The organism is Streptomyces sp. NPDC005302, assembly GCF_040607345.1.
GTDB lineage: Bacteria > Actinomycetota > Actinomycetes > Streptomycetales > Streptomycetaceae > Streptomyces.
In genome coordinates, this window is sequence record NZ_JBEXGN010000009.1 from 115885 (window position 1) to 133112 (window position 17228).

At 71.1% G+C, this 17228-nt stretch carries 11 protein-coding genes; 9 read left to right on the plus strand and 2 right to left on the minus strand.

The window, feature by feature from the left end:
* Nucleotides 1–113 precede the first annotated feature (113 nt).
* The 3 genes from ABZT74_RS15950 to ABZT74_RS15960 all read left to right on the plus strand — a co-directional run bounded on the left by ABZT74_RS15950 (nucleotide 114) and on the right by ABZT74_RS15960 (nucleotide 4218).
* Nucleotides 114–1157 carry a 3-isopropylmalate dehydrogenase gene (locus ABZT74_RS15950; protein WP_355867706.1) on the plus strand — a complete coding sequence of 348 codons (1044 nt, stop codon included), beginning with the start codon at nucleotides 114–116 and terminating at the stop codon, nucleotides 1155–1157.
* A gap of 265 nt (nucleotides 1158–1422) precedes the next feature.
* Entirely contained in the window at nucleotides 1423–2511 is a 1089-nt protein-coding gene (locus ABZT74_RS15955) for a branched-chain amino acid aminotransferase (RefSeq protein ID WP_355867709.1), read from the plus strand.
* 249 nt (nucleotides 2512–2760) lie between these two features.
* Nucleotides 2761–4218 carry an FG-GAP-like repeat-containing protein gene (locus tag ABZT74_RS15960; RefSeq protein WP_356169647.1) on the plus strand — a complete coding sequence of 486 codons (1458 nt, stop codon included), beginning with the start codon at nucleotides 2761–2763 and terminating at the stop codon, nucleotides 4216–4218.
* A gap of 124 nt (nucleotides 4219–4342) precedes the next feature.
* On the opposite strand, the gene ABZT74_RS15965 is transcribed toward ABZT74_RS15960, so the two are convergent.
* On the minus strand, nucleotides 4343–5776 hold the full coding sequence (locus ABZT74_RS15965) for a cytosine permease (protein WP_355867715.1): 1434 nt from the start codon (nucleotides 5774–5776) through the stop codon (nucleotides 4343–4345).
* A gap of 167 nt (nucleotides 5777–5943) precedes the next feature.
* Between ABZT74_RS15965 and ureA the strand changes: the two genes are divergently transcribed.
* The 5 genes from ureA (at nucleotide 5944) to cimA (ending at nucleotide 11968) form a co-directional block, all read left to right on the plus strand.
* The gene (ureA, locus tag ABZT74_RS15970; RefSeq protein ID WP_355867717.1) at nucleotides 5944–6648 is read left to right on the plus strand and encodes an urease subunit gamma; all 705 of its coding nucleotides are present in this window, start codon (nucleotides 5944–5946) and stop codon (nucleotides 6646–6648) included.
* Nucleotides 6645–8354, plus strand: a complete 1710-nt coding sequence (locus ABZT74_RS15975; protein ID WP_356435452.1) for an urease subunit alpha — start codon at nucleotides 6645–6647, stop codon at nucleotides 8352–8354. The genes ureA and ABZT74_RS15975 overlap by 4 nt, the downstream gene beginning before the upstream one ends.
* A gap of 25 nt (nucleotides 8355–8379) precedes the next feature.
* Nucleotides 8380–9417 (plus strand): agmatine deiminase family protein, encoded by a 1038-nt coding sequence (locus tag ABZT74_RS15980; protein WP_356435455.1) that lies wholly within the window; start codon nucleotides 8380–8382, stop codon nucleotides 9415–9417.
* Between the two features lie 15 nt (nucleotides 9418–9432).
* The gene (locus ABZT74_RS15985; protein WP_356435458.1) at nucleotides 9433–10023 is read left to right on the plus strand and encodes a TetR/AcrR family transcriptional regulator; all 591 of its coding nucleotides are present in this window, start codon (nucleotides 9433–9435) and stop codon (nucleotides 10021–10023) included.
* A gap of 340 nt (nucleotides 10024–10363) precedes the next feature.
* Nucleotides 10364–11968 (plus strand): citramalate synthase, encoded by a 1605-nt coding sequence (cimA, locus tag ABZT74_RS15990; protein ID WP_355867728.1) that lies wholly within the window; start codon nucleotides 10364–10366, stop codon nucleotides 11966–11968.
* 69 nt (nucleotides 11969–12037) lie between these two features.
* Here cimA and ABZT74_RS15995 read toward each other — a convergent pair whose 3' ends face one another.
* Nucleotides 12038–13918, minus strand: a complete 1881-nt coding sequence (locus ABZT74_RS15995; protein WP_356435461.1) for a ricin-type beta-trefoil lectin domain protein — start codon at nucleotides 13916–13918, stop codon at nucleotides 12038–12040.
* A 236-nt stretch (nucleotides 13919–14154) separates the two neighbouring features.
* Between ABZT74_RS15995 and ABZT74_RS16000 the strand changes: the two genes are divergently transcribed.
* Nucleotides 14155–17196 (plus strand): glycoside hydrolase family 3 N-terminal domain-containing protein, encoded by a 3042-nt coding sequence (locus ABZT74_RS16000; RefSeq protein ID WP_356435464.1) that lies wholly within the window; start codon nucleotides 14155–14157, stop codon nucleotides 17194–17196.
* The last annotated feature ends 32 nt before the right edge of the window (nucleotides 17197–17228 follow it).

Below are 17228 nucleotides of genomic sequence, written 5' to 3' on the forward strand. Positions count from 1 at the left end.
GCCGTCATACATACGGGTGAACACCGGTCGAAGCGTACGCGTGCTCCGGGACTCGCGTGTCCGCATGGCGGACATCGTGTGTCATCCCATGGGACAAGGAGTACGGTGCCGTCATGTCTCGCAGCATCGATCTCGCAGTGATCCCCGGTGACGGCATCGGCCAGGAAGTCGTGGCCCAGGGGCTCAAAGTCCTCTCCGCCGTCCTTCCGCAGGACGTGAAGCTGGAGACCAAGGATTTCGACTTCGGCGCCCGGCGCTACCACGCCACCGGTGAGACCCTCACCGACGCCGACCTCGACGCGCTGAAGCAGCACGACGCCATCCTCCTCGGCGCGATCGGTGACCCCTCGGTCCCGTCCGGCGTCCTGGAGCGCGGCTTCCTGCTCAAGCTCCGCTTCGCCTTCGACCACCACGTCAACCTGCGTCCGTCGAAGCTCCTGCCGGGTGTCGAGACCCCGCTCGCCGGTCAGCCCGCGATCGACTTCGTCGTCGTCCGTGAGGGCACCGAGGGCCCGTACACGGGCAACGGCGGCACCATCCGCAAGGGCACGCCGCACGAGGTGGCCACCGAGGTCTCCGTCAACACGGCGTTCGGCGTCGAGCGGGTCGTCCGTGACGCCTTCGCCCGGGCCCAGGCCCGCCCCCGCAAGAAGCTGACGCTGGTCCACAAGAACAACGTGCTGACCTTCGCGGGCCACCTCTGGACGAACGTCTTCAACCGGGTGGCGACGGAGTTCCCCGAGGTCACCACCGACTACATCCACGTCGACGCGGCGACGATCTACCTCGTCACCCAGCCCGAGCGCTTCGACGTGATCGTCACCGACAACCTCTTCGGCGACATCATCACCGACCTCGCCGCGGCCGTCTCCGGCGGCATCGGCGTCGCCGCCTCGGGCAACATCAACCCGAGCGGCGAGTTCCCCTCGATGTTCGAGCCCGTGCACGGCTCGGCGCCCGACATCGCGGGCCAGGGCAAGGCCGACCCCAGCGCCACCGTCCTGTCCGTCGCCCTCCTGCTGCGCCACCTCGGCTACGAGGCCGAGGCCGCCCGCATCGAGGACGCCGTCTCCGCCGACCTCGCCGAGCGGGTCGGCAAGGCCGCCCGCAGCACCGAGGAAATCGGCGACGCGCTGGCCGTACGAGTAGCCGGCTGACCCGCCGCACCGCCTACGTCTCGTAGCAGCCGCCGGGTCGCATCCGCACCCGGCGGCTTTGCTGTGCCCTCGCCGGGTGCCACCATCAATCCCTGGGCCTCCCCCGGGCCGCATACACGCCGTTTTCTCCCACGGTCCTCCGCTGGGCGATAATCGAACGCGGAGCCGCGGAATGAGGGAATGCTCGGACGTCCTACCACTGGCCACTGGCAGTGCGGGCGTGAGCGCGGCCCGTCACATCCAACCGGTGAAGGACAAACCACTCATGACGCAGCCCACGATCGAGCTCAAGCCGTCCGCCAGCCCGCTCTCCGCCGCCGAGCGCGAGGGAATCCTGGTCAACCCGGGGTTCGGCCGCCACTTCACCGACCACATGGTGACGATCAAGTGGACGGAGGGCCGCGGCTGGCACGACGGGCAGCTCGTTCCGTACGGACCGCTCTCCCTCGACCCGGCGAACATGACCCTGCACTACGCGCAGGAGATCTTCGAGGGACTCAAGGCCTACCGCCAGCCCGACGGCTCCGTCGCCACGTTCCGCCCCGACAAGAACGCCCGTCGCTTCCAGGCCTCCGCCCGCCGGCTCGGCATGCCGGAGCTGCCGGTGGAGACCTTCGTCGAGGCCTGCGACGCGCTGGTCCAGCAGGACCGCGACTGGGTCCCGGCGCACGGCGGCGAGGAGTCCCTCTACCTGCGCCCCTTCATGATCGCGACCGAGGTGGGCCTCGGTGTGAAGCCGGCCAACGAGTACCTCTTCCTCGTCATCGCCTCGCCCGCCGGTGCCTACTTCGCGGGCGGCGTGAAGCCCGTCTCGATCTGGCTCTCCGAGGACCGTGTGCGCGCCGTCCCCGGCGGCATGGGCGACGCGAAGACGGGTGGCAACTACGCCGCGTCGCTCCTCGCCCAGGCCGAGGCCGCGGCCAAGGGCTGCGACCAGGTCTGCTACCTCGACGCGGTCGAGCACCAGTGGATCGAGGAGCTCGGCGGCATGAACCTGTACTTCGTGTACGGGGACCGGATCGTCACCCCCACCCTCACCGGCTCGATCCTGGAGGGCGTCACCCGTGACTCCCTGCTGACCGTCGCCCGTGACCTCGGCTACACCGCCGAGGAGGGCCGTGTCTCCATCGACCAGTGGCAGACCGACGCCGAGAACGGCAGCCTCACCGAGGTCTTCGCCTGCGGTACCGCGGCCGTCATCACCCCGGTCGGCACGGTCAAGCGCACCGGCGCCGAGTGGAAGCAGTCGGGCGGCGAGCCCGGCGTGGTCACCCTCAAGCTCCGCGAGGCCCTGCTCGACATCCAGCGCGGCATCACCGAGGACACCCACGGCTGGATGCACCGCCTGGGCTGACCCGCCCGGCCGGCGTTCCCCGGCCCCGGCCGGACCGTGCCCGTACAGCCCGAGTCCCCGCCATGTCCCCGCGCGAGCGGTGACCGGGCGGGGACCGGCGCTTTCCGGGCACTGAGGGTGCTGGGGGCGCGGGGGCACAGAGGGTGCTGAGGGCGCTGAGGGAACTTGAGTCTCCTCCCGTCCCGTACAACCCTTCAGTCCCGCCAGAGGTCATCTCCAGGCCCGCACGTTTGTCCTGGAGAGGAATTCATGTCCCGGCCCCACCACCAGCGTTCCCGCCGTCCCGTCGCCCTGGCCGCCACCGCCGTCGCCGCCGTCCTGGCCGGTGGTCTGCTGATCGCCCTGCCCGGCGCCGCGAGTGCCGCCCCGTCGGGCCTCGCCGACGACTTCAACGGCGACGGCTACCGCGATCTGGCGACCGGCGCCCCGGGTGCCGTCGCGGCCGGGAAGGCGAAGGCGGGCGCCGTGGTCGTCAACTACGGCTCGTCGAGCGGGATCAGCGCCGCGCGACACAAGACCACGTCGCAGAGCTCCTCCGGCGTGCCGGGCGCCTCGGAGACCTCCGACCGCTTCGGCACCGAACTCGCGCACGGCGACCTCAACCGCGACGGCTACGGCGATCTCGTCGTGGGCACACCGCAGGAGGACGTCGGCGGCGACGCCGACGGCGGCTCCGTCACCATCCTGTGGGGCGGCTCGTCCGGCCTGTCGGGCGGCACGACGATCAGCGATCCGAACCCGTCGGGTCACGACCGGTTCGGCCAGTCCCTCGCGGTCGGCGACTTCACCGGCGACGGGAAGACCGATCTGGCGGTCGGTTCCACCGGCAAGGACGTGTGGATCTTCAAGGGTGGCTTCACCGCGTCCGGCGGCGCGGCAGCGAAGCTGCGCTTCGACGCGCAGATCGAGGCCGGCGCGTACCCGATGGGCGCCGTCCGGCTCGCGGCAGGGGACTTCGACGGCGACGGGACGGACGACGTGGTGGTGGGGTCCTCCGCCGGGAACTTCGTCTACCTGGGCGGCTCGACCGGGCCGACGCTCCAGACCGAGGCGGGCGAGGGGTACGCGGGGGCGCTCACCGTCGCCGACTTCGACCGCGACGGGCACGACGACCTCGTCGTCGGCACCGACTTCGTCTCCGTGCTGGACGACACGGCGAGGGGCGGGTACGTCAGCGTGTTCCACGGCGGCGCGGCGGGCGTCGACACCACGCGCAAGGCCGTCTTCAGCCAGGACACCGCGGGGGTGCCGGGAACGGACGAGTCCAATGACTGGTTCGGAGCCTCGCTCGCGGCGGGCGACGTCAACGGCGACAAGTACCCGGACCTCGCCGTCGGCGCGGACAACGAGTCCGTCGGCTCGACGGACGGCGTCGGCAACGTCTGGGTGCTGCGCGGCGGCCCCTCCGGCCTGACGGGTACCGGTGCCCAGTCCTTCAACCAGGGAACCGCGGGCGTCCCGGGAGCCAACGAGCAGTCGGACATGTTCGGCGACGCCGTCCACCTCGCCGACCACAACAAGGACGGCCGCGCCGATCTCTCGGTGGGCGCGGCCGGCGAGAACAGCGACGACGGCGCCGTATGGGTCCTGCGCGGCTCCGCCGGCGGCATCACGGCCACCGGCTCCGTGAGCTTCGGCGCGTCCTCCGTCGGCATCGGGAAGTCGGGGGACGACCCCATGTTCGGGGATGTCATGTCGGGTTCCTGAGAGCTGCCACGCCGGGCCCCCGGGCCGGGCGCGGACCGGGAACGGAGGAAGGGGCGGCGCCGGACGATTCCGGCGCCGCCCCTTCCTCGTGTTTCCAGCACGCGCCCCTGAGGGCCGACGGGTCCTAGAGCCCGCTCTCCGCCGGCGCGAGTTGCTCCACGGCGGGGGCCGGCGACTGCGTCTGACGCGCGGTGAGCGCCAGGTGGAGCAGACCGCCGACCAGGCCGGACAGCAGGAAGCTGCAGTCCACCCCGCCGGTCAGCTTCAGCAGCGGGCCCTCGTACGAGGGCAGCGAGACCGCGAGCAGTCCGGCGCAGGCGCCGACCGCCCAGGACACGGTGGCCTGGATGTTCCAGCCGGCCCGGTACCAGTAGACGCCGCCCTTCGAGCGCCGGTTGAAGACCTGGAGGGCGTCGGGGTCGTAGACACCGCGGCAGCGCACGAAGCCGATCAGCGTGATGACCGCCCACGGGGTGCCGATCGCGGTCAGCAGCAGGACGAACGACGTCATGGCGGACTGCGCGTTCCAGGCGTAGTGGCCGACGAAGACGCAGAGCATGGCGACGACGGCGACCGAGCAGGTGGCGCGGGCGCGGGAGGCGCGCGGCAGGATCGCGTCCAGGTCGAGGCCCATGGAGTAGAGCATCAGACCGGCGTTGCCGACCGAGCCGGCGGACGCGGCCAGCAGCAGCGGGACCAGGTACCAGCCGGGGGCCGCGGAGACGAGCGGGCCCGCGTAGTCGAGGGCCGCGTGGGCCGCGTACGCCGTGAAGGTGCCGAAGAGCTGCGGGACCAGCAGGCCGGCGATCAGGCCGAGCCAGGTGGCGTGCAGGACGGTGCGCGAGGAGTGGCGCGCGGGAGAGATGTAGCGGGTGTAGTCGCCGAGCAGCGTGATGAAGGCGATCGGGCCCGACAGGCCGGCGGCCACCGCCGCCAGCAGCCAGGTGGGCCAGAACGAGCCGAGCAGATAACCGCCGGTCTCCGGGATCGCGGCGGTGCTGAAGTGCGGGGCGTACGCGATCACGCCGACGGCCAGCAGGGCCGTCATGCCGACCGCGAGGGCGCGGGACATGGTGAGCAGCACGCGGTAGCCGTAGACCGCGCCCGCGACGGTGGCGGCGGCGAGCACGACGTAGACGACGGCGTACGCGGCGCCGCTCGGCTCCAGGCCGAAGAGCCGGCCGAGGACGCTCACCATCACGTCGCCGCCGATCCACACGGTCAGCGCGGTGTAGCCGAGCGCGAGAAGCAGGCCGACGACCGAGCCGACCAGCCGTCCCCGCACGCCGAACTGGGCGCCGGAGGAGGTGGAGAGGTTGGTCCCGGTCCGCAGGGAGACCAGGGCCAGCGGCGCGGTGAGCGCCGTGCCGACCACGGTGCCTGCCACGATCGCGCTGACCGAGGACCACCAGCCGAGCCCGAAGGAGGGCGGCAGCCAGCCGAAGATGATCACCCCGAGGCAGAGGTTGGAGCCGAGCAGGATCGACATGAGGTCGCGCGGACCGCTGGTGCGTTCCTCGTCGGGGATCGTGTCGACTCCGCGCTGTTCAATCGGCATGGCTGGTCTCCTTCGACGGCCGCCCGGGGGGTGCTGCTGGTCGCATCCAAAAGTTAGAGCGACGCTCAATGTGTCGTCTCCAACGCTTGTCCGTCAATGTTTCCCTTCCATGAAATCCGCGTTTAGAGTGATGCTCTAAACGGAGGAACGCAAGGAGGTGTCGTGGCGTGAGACTGACCCCCACGGAACGTGACCGGCTGCTGCTGTTCTCGGCCGCCGAGCTGGCCCGGGCCCGCAGAGCCCGCGGACTGCGGCTCAACGTGCCGGAGGCCACCGCCCTGATCGCGGACACCGTCTGCGAGACAGCCCGTGACGGCGGCCGGCTGGCCGAGGCGATCGAGGCGGCCCGGTCCGTCCTCGGCCCCGACGACGTGCTGCCCGGCGTCGCGGACGTGGTCACCGAGGTGCACGTCGAGGCCGTCTTCGACGACGGCTCCCGGCTCGCGGTCGTCTCCGACCCCATCGGCGGCGGACTCGGCGACCGGGCCCCCGGCGCGCTGCTGCCGGCGCCCGCGCACACCGAGCCTCCCGCGATCCTGCGGCTGACGGTCACCAACACGGCCACCGTGCCCGTCTCCGTCACCTCCCACTTCCACTTCTTCGAGGCCAACCCGCGGCTCGACTTCGACCGGGCGGCCACCTACGGCATGCGGCTCGCGGTGCCCGCCGGATCCTCCGTCCGCTTCGGGCCCGGCGAGAGCGCCGAGGTCGGTTTCGTGCCGATCGGCGGCGAGCGGATCGCCATCGGCTTCGCCGGCCTGGTCGACGGGCCGCTGGACGCGCCCGGAGCGAAGCAGGAGGCCCTGCGCCGGGCCGCCGCCTGCGGCTACCTCGGCGTCCCGGACACCCGTGACAAGGAGGCCGGCCGATGAGCCGCCCCGGAGGCCACCCCGCGGAACCCCGCCGCCTCACCCCGTACGAGTACGCCGCCACCCACGGCCCCCGGGCCGGCGACCGGGTCCGGCTCGGCGACTCCGGGCTCACCATCCGCGTCGAGTCCGACGCGCAGCTCCCCGGCGACGAGTTCCTCGCCGGATTCGGCAAGACCGCCCGGGACGGACTGCACCTGAAGGCCGCCGCCGTCCGGGACACCTGCGACGTCGTCATCAGCAACGTGGTGGTGATCGACGCCGTCCAGGGCATCCGCAAGGTGTCCATCGGCATCCGCGAGGGCCGGATCTGCTCGATCGGACGGGCCGGCAACCCCGACACCCTCGACGGCGTCGACGTCGTGGTCGGCACCGGCACGTCCATCGTCTCCGGCGAGGGCCTCATCGCCACCGCCGGAGCCGTCGACACCCACGTCCACCTGCTCTCGCCGCGCATCATGGAAGCCTCGCTGGCCTCCGGCGTGACGACGGTCATCGGCCAGGAGTTCGGCCCGGTGTGGGGCGTCGGCGTCAACTCCCCCTGGGCACTGCGCCACGCGTTCGGCGCCTTCGACGCCTGGCCGGTCAACATCGGCTTCCTGGGCCGGGGTTCGTCCTCCGACGGCGCCCCGCTCGTCGAGGCCCTCGCCGAGGGCGGCGCCAGCGGCTTCAAGGTCCACGAGGACATGGGCGCGCACACCCGCGCCCTCGACACCGCGCTGCGCGTCGCCGAGGAACACGACGTCCAGGTCGCCCTGCACAGCGACGGCCTGAACGAGTGCCTGTCGGTCGAGGACACCCTCAAGGTGCTGGACGGCCGCACCATCCACGCCTTCCACATCGAGGGCTGCGGCGGCGGACACGTCCCGAACGTCCTCAAGATGGCGGGCGTCCCGAACGTCATCGGGTCCTCCACCAATCCGACCCTGCCCTTCGGCCGGGACGCGGTCGCCGAGCACTACGGCATGATCGTCTCCGTCCACGACCTGAAGACCGACCTGCCCGGCGACGCCGCGATGGCCCGCGACCGCATCCGCGCCGGGACGATGGGCGCCGAGGACGTGCTGCACGACCTGGGCGCGATCGGCATCACCTCCTCCGACGCCCAGGGCATGGGCCGCGCCGGCGAGACCGTCCGCCGCACCTTCGCCATGGCCGGCAAGATGAAGGCCCAGTTCGGAGCGCCCGAGGACCACGACAACGAACGTGTCCTGCGCTACATGGCCAAGCTGACCATCAACCCGGCCATCGCCCACGGCCTCGCCCACGAGGTCGGCTCCATCGAGACGGGCAAGCTCGCCGACATCGTCCTGTGGCGCCCCGAGTACTTCGGCGCCAAGCCGCAGCTCGTCCTGAAGTACGGCTTCCCCGCCTACGGAGTCGTCGGCGACCCGAACGCCGCCACCGACACCTGTGAACCCCTCGTCCTCGGCCCGCAGTTCGGGGCGCACGGCGCGACGCCCGCAGAGATCTCCGTGGCGTTCGTCGCCCAGGCCGCGCTCGACCAGGGCAACGACACCATGCCGACCCGCCGCCGCCGCGTCGCGGTCCGCGGCACCCGCGGCATCGGCCCCGCCGACCTGCGCCTCAACTCCCGTACCGGAGCGGTCGACGTCGACCAGCGCACCGGTCTCGTCACCCTCGACGGCGACCCGCTGCGCTCCGAGCCCGCCGACTCGGTCTCCCTCAACCGCCTCTACTTCCTGTAATCGACCCAGCCTCTAAGGATCACCCATGTCTGCTGCCGCCGACGGATTCCGCATGCCCGCCGAGTGGACCCCGCACGAGCGCACCTGGATGGCGTGGCCGGGCCCCAACCCCACCTTCGACAACCCCGAGGACCTCGCTGAGTCGCGCGCGGCCTGGGCGGCCGTGGCCCGCGCCGTCCGCCGCTTCGAGCCGGTCACCGTGGTCTGCGGCCCCGGCCAGTCCGCGCCCGCGGCCGAGCTCCTCGGCCCCGGCATCGACACCGTCGAGCGGGAACTCGACGACGCCTGGATGCGTGACATCGGCCCCACCTTCCTCACCAACGGCCAGGGTGAACTCGGCGCCGTGGACTGGACGTTCAACGGCTGGGGCGCCCAGGACTGGGCCCGCTGGGAGCACGACTCCAAGATCGGCGCGCAGGTCGCCGGACTGGCCGGAGCGAAGACGTACGCCTCCCGGCTCGTCAACGAGGGCGGCGCGATCCACGTAGACGGCGAGGGCACCGTGCTGCTCACCGAGACCGTCCAGCTCGGCCCCGAGCGCAACCCCGGCTGGAGCCGCGAGGAGGTCGAGGCGGAGATCCACGCCCAGCTCGGCACCAGCAAGGCGATCTGGCTGCCGCGCGGCCTCACCGGCGACTACCCCCCGTACGGCTTCGGCACCCTCGGGCACGTCGACATCGTCGCCGCCTTCGCCCGGCCCGGCGTGATCGTCGCGCACTCCCAGACGGACCCGGCGCACCCCGACCACGAGCTCAGCAAGGAGATCACCGGGCTGCTCAGGGCGCAGACCGACGCGCGCGGCCGCAGCATCGAGGTCGTCGAGGTGCCCGCCCCGACGGTCCTGGAGGCCGACGGCCACTGGGCCGACTACTCGTACATCAACCACTACCTCTGCAACGGCGGCGTCGTGCTCTGCGGCTTCGACGACCCGCGCGACGAGATCGCGGCGGGCATCTTCCGCCGCCTCTTCCCGGAGCGGACGGTGACACTGGTGGACGCACGTACGATCTTCGCGGGCGGCGGTGGCATCCACTGCATCACCCAGCAGCAGCCGAAGGTCTGAACACGGGAGTCACGGATGGCCGGTGCGCGGAAGAACGCGCCGCCGCGCGAGGAGGTCCTCGCCGCCGCCATGGAGATGATCGCCGAGCGCGGTCTGGAGAAGCTCACCATGGCGGCGCTCGGCCACGAGGTCGGCATGAGCAGCGGCCATCTCCTCTACTACTTCCGCTCCAAGGACGAGCTGCTGCTGCGCACCCTGGAGTGGAGCGAGGGCCGGCTCGGCGCCGAGCGCGGCCGGCTGCTGGCCGCGCGCGGGACCGCCCGCGAGCGCCTCGACGCCTACGTCGACCTGTACGTCCCCGACGGCCACCGCGACCCGCACTGGACGCTCTGGCTGGAGGTCTGGAACCGCTCGCAGAACGCGGCCGACGACGCCCGCGAACGACAGGTCGCCATCGAGGGCGCCTGGCACCGCGACCTCGTCGCACTGCTCGCCGAGGGCATCTCGCGCGGCGAGTTCCGCGCCGTCGACCCGGACCGCCTCGCCGCCCGGCTGCGCGCCCTGCTCGACGGCTTCTCCATCCACGTGGCGATCGGCCTGCGCGGCACCGACCGTGAACGGGTCCTCTCCCACGTGCGGGAGTTCCTCGACGAGTCGCTGGGCTGACCCGCGGCGCGGTGTCCGGGCGTGCCCCCCGCCGTCCGGAACGGTGCTCGCATCCTGAGACGCCTCGCGAGAGGGGGCGTGCTCTGTGCCAGACTGCCCCCGTGCTCTCGTTCGCCACGATTATTGGCAGCAGGCGCGCCGGTCCGCAGTGACCGCCACGTACGACCAGGTACGGGCGGACACCGTCGTTCTCGACCCGCGCGCAGACCTCTCGCACCCGCGAGGGGTTTTTCGCATTTCTGGCCCACCTACAGCCGGGAGCGCAGCGCGAGGGATCATTGGAGGACGGTGGAGCCGGTCATTCCGGTAGACCGAGATCCAACACAGGAGCCTTGACACCATGACGGAAACCAGCGAACTGGACGACGCGTTCCACGTCTTCGACACGACGCTGCGCGACGGCGCGCAGCGCGAGGGCATCAACCTCACCGTGGCGGACAAGCTGGCCATCACCCGGCACCTGGACGACTTCGGGGTCGGTTTCATCGAGGGCGGCTGGCCCGGCGCCAACCCCCGCGACACCGAGTTCTTCGCCCGCGCCCAGCAGGAGATCGACTTCAAGCACGCGCAGCTCGTGGCCTTCGGAGCGACCCGCAGGGCAGGCGGCAAGGCCTCCGAGGACCCGCAGGTCAAGGCACTCCTGGACTCCGGCGCCCCGGTGATCACCCTGGTCGCCAAATCCCACGACCGGCACGTCGAGCTCGCGCTGCGCACCACCCTGGAGGAGAACCTGGAGATGGTGCGCGACACCGTCTCCCACCTGCGTGCGCAGGGCCGCCGCGTCTTCGTCGACTGCGAGCACTTCTTCGACGGCTACCGCGCGAACCCCGGCTACGCCAAGGCCGTCGTCCGCGCCGCCGCGGAGGCGGGCGCCGACGTCGTGGTCCTGTGCGACACCAACGGCGGGATGCTCCCGGCGCAGGTCCAGGCCGTCGTCGCCACCGTCCTCGCGGACACCGGCGCCCGGCTCGGCATCCACGCGCAGGACGACACCGGCTGCGCGGTCGCCAACACGCTGGCCGCCGTCGACGCGGGCGCCACCCACGTCCAGTGCACGGCCAACGGCTACGGCGAGCGGGTCGGCAACTCCAACCTGTTCCCCGTCGTCGCCGCCCTGGAGCTGAAGTACGGCAAGAAGGTGCTGCCCGACGGCGCCCTGCGCGAGATGACCCGGATCTCGCACGCCATCGCCGAGGTGGTCAACCTGACCCCCTCCACCCACCAGCCGTACGTGGGAGTGTCGGCCTTCGCCCACAAGGCGGGCCTGCACGCCTCGGCCATCAAGGTCGACCCCGACCTCTACCAGCACATCGACCCCGAGCAGGTCGGCAACACCATGCGGATGCTGGTCTCCGACATGGCCGGCCGCGCCTCGATCGAGCTCAAGGGCAAGGAACTCGGCGTCGACATCAGCGACGACCGCGAACTGGTCGCCCGCGTCGTCGCCCGCGTCAAGGAGCGAGAGCTGGAGGGCTACACGTACGAGGCCGCCGACGCGAGCTTCGAACTCCTGCTGCGCGCCGAGGCCGAGGGCCGGGCCCGCTCCTACTTCGAGGTCGAGTCCTGGCGTGCCATCGTCGAGGACCGCCCCGACGGCAGCCACGCCAACGAGGCGACGGTGAAGCTCTTCGCGAAGGGCGAGCGCATCGTCGCCACCGCCGAGGGCAACGGCCCGGTCAACGCCCTCGACCGTGCCCTGCGCGTGGCCCTGGAGACGATCTACCCCCAGCTCGCCAAGCTGGAACTGGTCGACTACAAGGTCCGCATCCTGGAGGGCAAGCACGGCACGTCCTCCACCACCCGCGTGCTGATCGCCACGTCCGACGGCACGGGGGAGTGGTCCACGGTCGGCGTGGCCGAGAACGTCATCGCCGCGTCCTGGCAGGCGCTGGAGGACGCGTACACCTACGGCCTGCTGCGGGCCGGGGTCGAGCCGGCGGCGTAGCGCGCCGAAACGCCGGAGGGGCCGAGGCCCCTCCGGCGCTCATCCCCAGTCATCCCCGTGGGGGTTGGGCTACTGGAGATGCCACTTCTGGTTGCCCGCGCCCGTGCAGGTCCAGATTTGCGCCCGGGCGCCGTTCGCCGACGTGTTGTCCGTGACGTCGAGGCACTTGTCCGCACCCGCGTTGACCACGTCGCCGGTGGAGGCGTTGTACGTCCAGCGCTGGGCGGCCGAACCGTTGCAGTCGTAGAGCTGGACCTTGGCGCCGTTCGCCGTGGAGGCCGACGTGACGTCGAGGCACTTGCCGAGCGAGCGCACCGAACCGTCGGCCTGCACGCTCCAGGACTGCGCGGTGGATCCGTTGCAGTCGTAGAGCTGGACCGCCGTGCCGTTGGCGCTCGAACCGCCCGCCACGTCCAGGCACTTGCCGGCCAGTCCGACGAACGCGCCCGACTGCGCGCCCCCGCCCGACTGCGTCCCCGACCAGGTGAACGTCGCCGACGTCTTGCCCGGCAGCGAGTAAGTGGCGTGCTGCGAGCCCCAGTTGACGGTGACGGTCTTGGCGGCCGAGCCGTCGTTGTAGGCGATCAGGGCCTTCGAACCGTCCGGGTTGCGCCAGGCGACGTTCGGGACCGCCGAGGACGCCGTGGAGGCGATCCGCTGCGCGCCGGGCCGGACGAACTTCGTCAGATGGCCCATCGTGTAGTACTCGACCGTGTAGTCGACGCTCCCGCTCGCCCCGTCACCGTTGTGCACGGTGACCAGGCCGGTGCAGGTGCCGCAGCCCCCGTTGTGCGGGCCCATGTTCTGGTCCACGGCCAGCGACCACTTGGTCACCGACTTCGCCCAGTTGCGGGTGTAGTCGACGATGTTGAGCATGTCCTCGCGCTGCTGGTTGGCGATCCAGGTGCCCCCGGAGTGCTCCGTGCCGAAGGCGTCGAGGGCCGGGTACTGGTTGTGCACGCTCGTCTGCTTGGTGACGTCACCGCCGTACCCGTGCCAGGCGATCCCGCCGAAGTTCGGATGCGAGCGGACCGCCGCGTCGTCCACGGTCTGCGCCGCGTAGGAGTCGTACACGTCCCAGTTCCAGTCGTGCGCGAGCACCTTGGTGGACAGCCCGGCCGCCTGGAGCTTGGGCAGCAGCTCGCTCTTGGTGAAGTAGGCGAGCCCCGAGGCGTTCCAGCTCATCGAGGGATAGCCCGAGCAGCAGGTCGGCTCGTTCTGCGCGGTGACGTACGAGACGGGGACCCCCTGGTCCCGGTACGCCTGGAGGTACTTCACGAAGTACGAGGCGTAGGCGCCGTAGTCCTCCGATTTCAGCCATCCGCCGTTCAGCGACCCGCTGTCCTTCATCCAGGCGGGCGCCGTCCACGGCGAGGCCATCACCGTGAGGGAAGGGTTGAGCTGGAGCGCCTGCTTGGTCAGCGGCACCACATCCGCCAGGTCGTGCGCGATGGAGAACTTCGTCAGGTTCGGATCGGTCTGGCCGGCGGGCACGTCGTCGTAGCTGTAGCCGAAGCGGGCCAGGTCGGAGGCGCCCATGGGGTTGCGCAGGAAGGACAGCCCGATCCCGTCCGTCGGCGAGAAGAGCTTGCGCATCGTCGCGTCGCGCGTGCTCTGCGACAGCGCTCCACTGCTGTTCATCAGCCAGGCCGCCGTGTCGGTGAAGGAGGCGCCCCCGCCGGTGAACGTCTGGTAGCGCGTGTTCTCGTCGACGGTGATGTTCTCGCCACTTCCGCCGCTGCCCGACTGGAAGGCGAACGGCGCCTGGGCCTGCAGACCGCGGACGACATGACGGCCGCCCGAGTCGTCCGTCGTCGTGAGCCAGGCGGTCACCTGTTCGCCCGCCGCGTTCGCCGGAGTGGGCCCGGCGGCGGTGAAGGCCGCGGTGGTGAGCAGTCCCGCGACGATCAGCCGGACCGCCCGGGTGGATCTCCTGATGGATCTCCGCATGGAGCGCCGCCCTTCTGAGTGGGGGGTGGGGAGGCGTGCGAGGCGTGAGTAAATGACGGCTGCGGACCCGCGTCAAGGGGTCGCGCGTTCATTGCGTGAACAAACAACTCCCCTGATCCGGACGTGACTTGGGTGTGTACCGGTTCTGACGTGAAGTCTTGACGGGTTCCCGGGACGCCAGTTAACTCACGCCCTGATCTAAGCCGTGAGACGAACGTGAGAGTCGAGGGAAACCCATGACAGGGCTCGATCGGAACTCCGTACGAAGAACCGCCGTGCTGGCCGGTGCCGCACTGATCGCGGGACTGCTCCCGCTCGCGTCGGCGGGGACGGCGGCGGCCGCCGATCCCGACCCCGTCCCGGTCGACCGCTTCGAGGGGGAGGTGCCCTTCGCGAGCCAGCCGGCCGAAGGCCTCTTCACCTGGGGCGGCGACGCGGACGACCCGCCCGAACTCACCCTGGCCGAACGGTCCGACGCGCCCGAGGGAGCCAAGGTCCTCGCGGGCGACTACGACATCAGCGGCTACGGAGGCTTCACCCACGACTACGCCGCGGACCAGCCGGGCCACGACTGGTCCGCGCACAAGGGCATCCGCTTCTGGTGGGACGGCCAGGACAACGGCAAGAAGACCGCCTTCGAGATCAAGGACGGCGGCGCCAACGGCGAGGCCTCCGAGCTGTGGACGACCTCCTTCACGGACGACTTCACCGGCTGGAAACAGATCGAGATCCCCTTCACCGACTTCACTTATCGCACGGACTACCAGCCCGTCGGCGGCATCGACCAGGTGCTCGGCCTGACCCAGATGTGGGGTTATGCGGTCACCCTCCCGGTCGGCGCCCAGGGCCGGTTCGCCATGGACGACGTCGAGCTGTACGGCAAGGCCGACCAGTCGCTGCGCGCCTCCGTCACCACCGACGCGGCCGTCTACCCGGTGAAGGAGGGCGGCACCGCGAGCGTGAAGGTCTCCGTCGCCACCACCGGTGCCGCCCCGATCGACGAGCCCGTGACCGTCGCCTACGAGAGCACCGGCGGCACCGCCGAGTCCGGCAAGGACTACACCCCGGTCAAGGGTGAGATCACCTTCCCGGCGGGCACGGTGTCCGGCACGAGCCGTACGGTCCGGGTCCCGACCCTCCGTGACCGCTCCGGTGAGTCGGCCGAGACGATCCCGCTCAAGCTCACGGTGACCGGCGCCAAGGCCCCCGCCGAGACCCCGCAGGTCGTGATCGACGCGCACGGGCTTCCGTACCTGGACGCGAGACTCCCCGTGAAGAAGCGGGTGGCCGACCTCCTCTCCCGGATGTCCCTGGAGGAGAAGGCCGGTCAGATGACCCAGGCCGAGCGCGGCGCGATCGGCGCGGGCGGCGACATCGCCGCGTACGACCTCGGATCGCTGCTCTCCGGCGGCGGCTCCACCCCGACGCCCAACACCCCCGCGGCCTGGGCGAAGATGATCGACGGCTACCAGTTGCGGGCGCAGGCCACCCGCTTCCAGATCCCGCTGATCTACGGCGTGGACGCGGTGCACGGCCACAACAACCTCGCCGGCGCCACCGTCATGCCCCACAACATCGGCATCGGCGCCACCCGCGACCCGGCGCTCGCCGAGCGGACGGGAGCCGTCACGGCGGCCGAGGTCCGCGCCACCGGTGTCCCGTGGGACTTCGCGCCCTGCCTGTGCGTGACCCGCGACGAACGCTGGGGCCGCTCCTACGAGTCCTTCGGTGAGGACCCGGCGCTCGTCGAGTCCATGGAGACGGTCGTCCAGGGCCTCCAGGGCGACCGTAGCGGCAAGGACCTGAAGGACGACGACAAGGTCCTCGCCACCGCCAAGCACTTCGTCGGCGACGGCGGCACCGCCTACGGCTCCTCCACCACCGGCAGCTACACCGTCGACCAGGGCGTCACCAAGGTCAGCCGCCAGGAACTGGAGGCCGTGCACCTGGCCCCGTTCCAGGAAGCGGTGGACCGCGGTGTCGGTACGGTCATGCCCTCGTACTCGTCGCTCGACATCCTCGGCGACGGCCAGGGCCCGGTGAAGATGCACGCCCGCGCCGACATGATCAACGGAGTGCTCAAGGACCGGATGGGCTTCGACGGCTTCGTCATCAGCGACTGGAACGCCATCGACCAGCTCCCCGGTGACTACGCCTCGCACGTCCGCACCTCGGTCAACGCGGGCGTCGACATGATGATGGTCCCGTACAGCTACAAGGAGTTCAGCGCGACGCTGATCGACGAGGCGAAGGCCGGGCGGGTCACCGACCGGCGGATCGACGACGCGGTCGCGCGGATCCTGGCGCAGAAGTTCCGCCTCGGCCTCTTCGAGAAGCCGTACGCGGACACCAGTGGCGCCTCGGCGATCGGCTCGACGGCCCACCGCGCGGTGGCCCGTCAGGCGGCGGCCGAGTCCCAGGTCCTGCTGAAGAACGCCGGTTCCGTCCTGCCGCTGAAGAAGTCCCAGAAGGTCTACGTCGCCGGTTCCAACGCCGACGACATCGGCAACCAGACCGGCGGCTGGACCATCACCTGGCAGGGCTCGTCCGGGAACATCACCCAGGGCACGACGATCCTTCAGGGCATGCGCAAGGCCGGCGGCGACGTCACGTACTCCAAGGACGCCTCGGCCTCCACTGACGGATACGACGTCGGCGTGGTCGTGGTCGGGGAGACCCCGTACGCCGAGGGCGTGGGTGACGTCGGCAACGGCAACGACCTGGAGCTGACCGCGGCCGACAAGGCCGCCGTGGACAAGGTGTGCGCGGCCATGAAGTGCGCCGTGCTCATCGTGTCGGGCCGCCCGCAGCTCATCGGCGACCGCCTCGGCGACGTCGACGCGCTCGTCGCCTCCTGGCTGCCGGGCACGGAGGGCGACGGTGTCGCCGACGTCCTCTACGGCAGGCGCGCCTTCACCGGACAGCTCCCGGTCACCTGGCCGAAGAGCGAATCCCAGCTGCCGATCAACGTCGGTGACACGTCGTACGACCCGCAGTTCCCGTACGGGTGGGGTCTGACGACGCTCACGAACGTGCCGGGCGGCGGCACGGGGACCCTCAGGGCCCTCGCCCTGGTGGCCTCGGCCGCCGAACGGGCGGGTGCCGACCAGGTCGCCCGCACGGCCGTGACCAAGGCCCGGCTGCTGGTCCAGCAGAAGATCGGCACGGCGGTCACCGCCGCGTCCGCCAAGCCCTTCGCGGACGCCGACCATCTGCTCCTGACAGGGCACTACGCGGACGCGGTGGCGAAGCTGACGGAGGCGTACCGCGCCGGGTGAGACGCGTCGTGAAAGCGCCGGCCGGGGCTGGA

Bases quoted from the DNA above. Each gene is read 5' to 3' on its own strand.
- ABZT74_RS15950 (WP_355867706.1), top strand. From the start codon at position 114: ATGTCTCGCAGCATCGATCTCGCAGTGATCCCCGGTGACGGCATCGGC.
- ABZT74_RS16000 (WP_356435464.1), top strand. From the start codon at position 14,155: ATGACAGGGCTCGATCGGAACTCCGTACGAAGAACCGCCGTGCTGGCC.
- ABZT74_RS15955 (WP_355867709.1), top strand. From the start codon at position 1,423: ATGACGCAGCCCACGATCGAGCTCAAGCCGTCCGCCAGCCCGCTCTCC.
- ABZT74_RS15965 (WP_355867715.1), bottom strand. From the start codon at position 5,776: ATGCCGATTGAACAGCGCGGAGTCGACACGATCCCCGACGAGGAACGC.
- ABZT74_RS15985 (WP_356435458.1), top strand. From the start codon at position 9,433: ATGGCCGGTGCGCGGAAGAACGCGCCGCCGCGCGAGGAGGTCCTCGCC.
- ABZT74_RS15995 (WP_356435461.1), bottom strand. From the start codon at position 13,918: ATGCGGAGATCCATCAGGAGATCCACCCGGGCGGTCCGGCTGATCGTC.
- ABZT74_RS15960 (WP_356169647.1), top strand. From the start codon at position 2,761: ATGTCCCGGCCCCACCACCAGCGTTCCCGCCGTCCCGTCGCCCTGGCC.
- cimA (WP_355867728.1), top strand. From the start codon at position 10,364: ATGACGGAAACCAGCGAACTGGACGACGCGTTCCACGTCTTCGACACG.
- ABZT74_RS15980 (WP_356435455.1), top strand. From the start codon at position 8,380: ATGTCTGCTGCCGCCGACGGATTCCGCATGCCCGCCGAGTGGACCCCG.
- ABZT74_RS15975 (WP_356435452.1), top strand. From the start codon at position 6,645: ATGAGCCGCCCCGGAGGCCACCCCGCGGAACCCCGCCGCCTCACCCCG.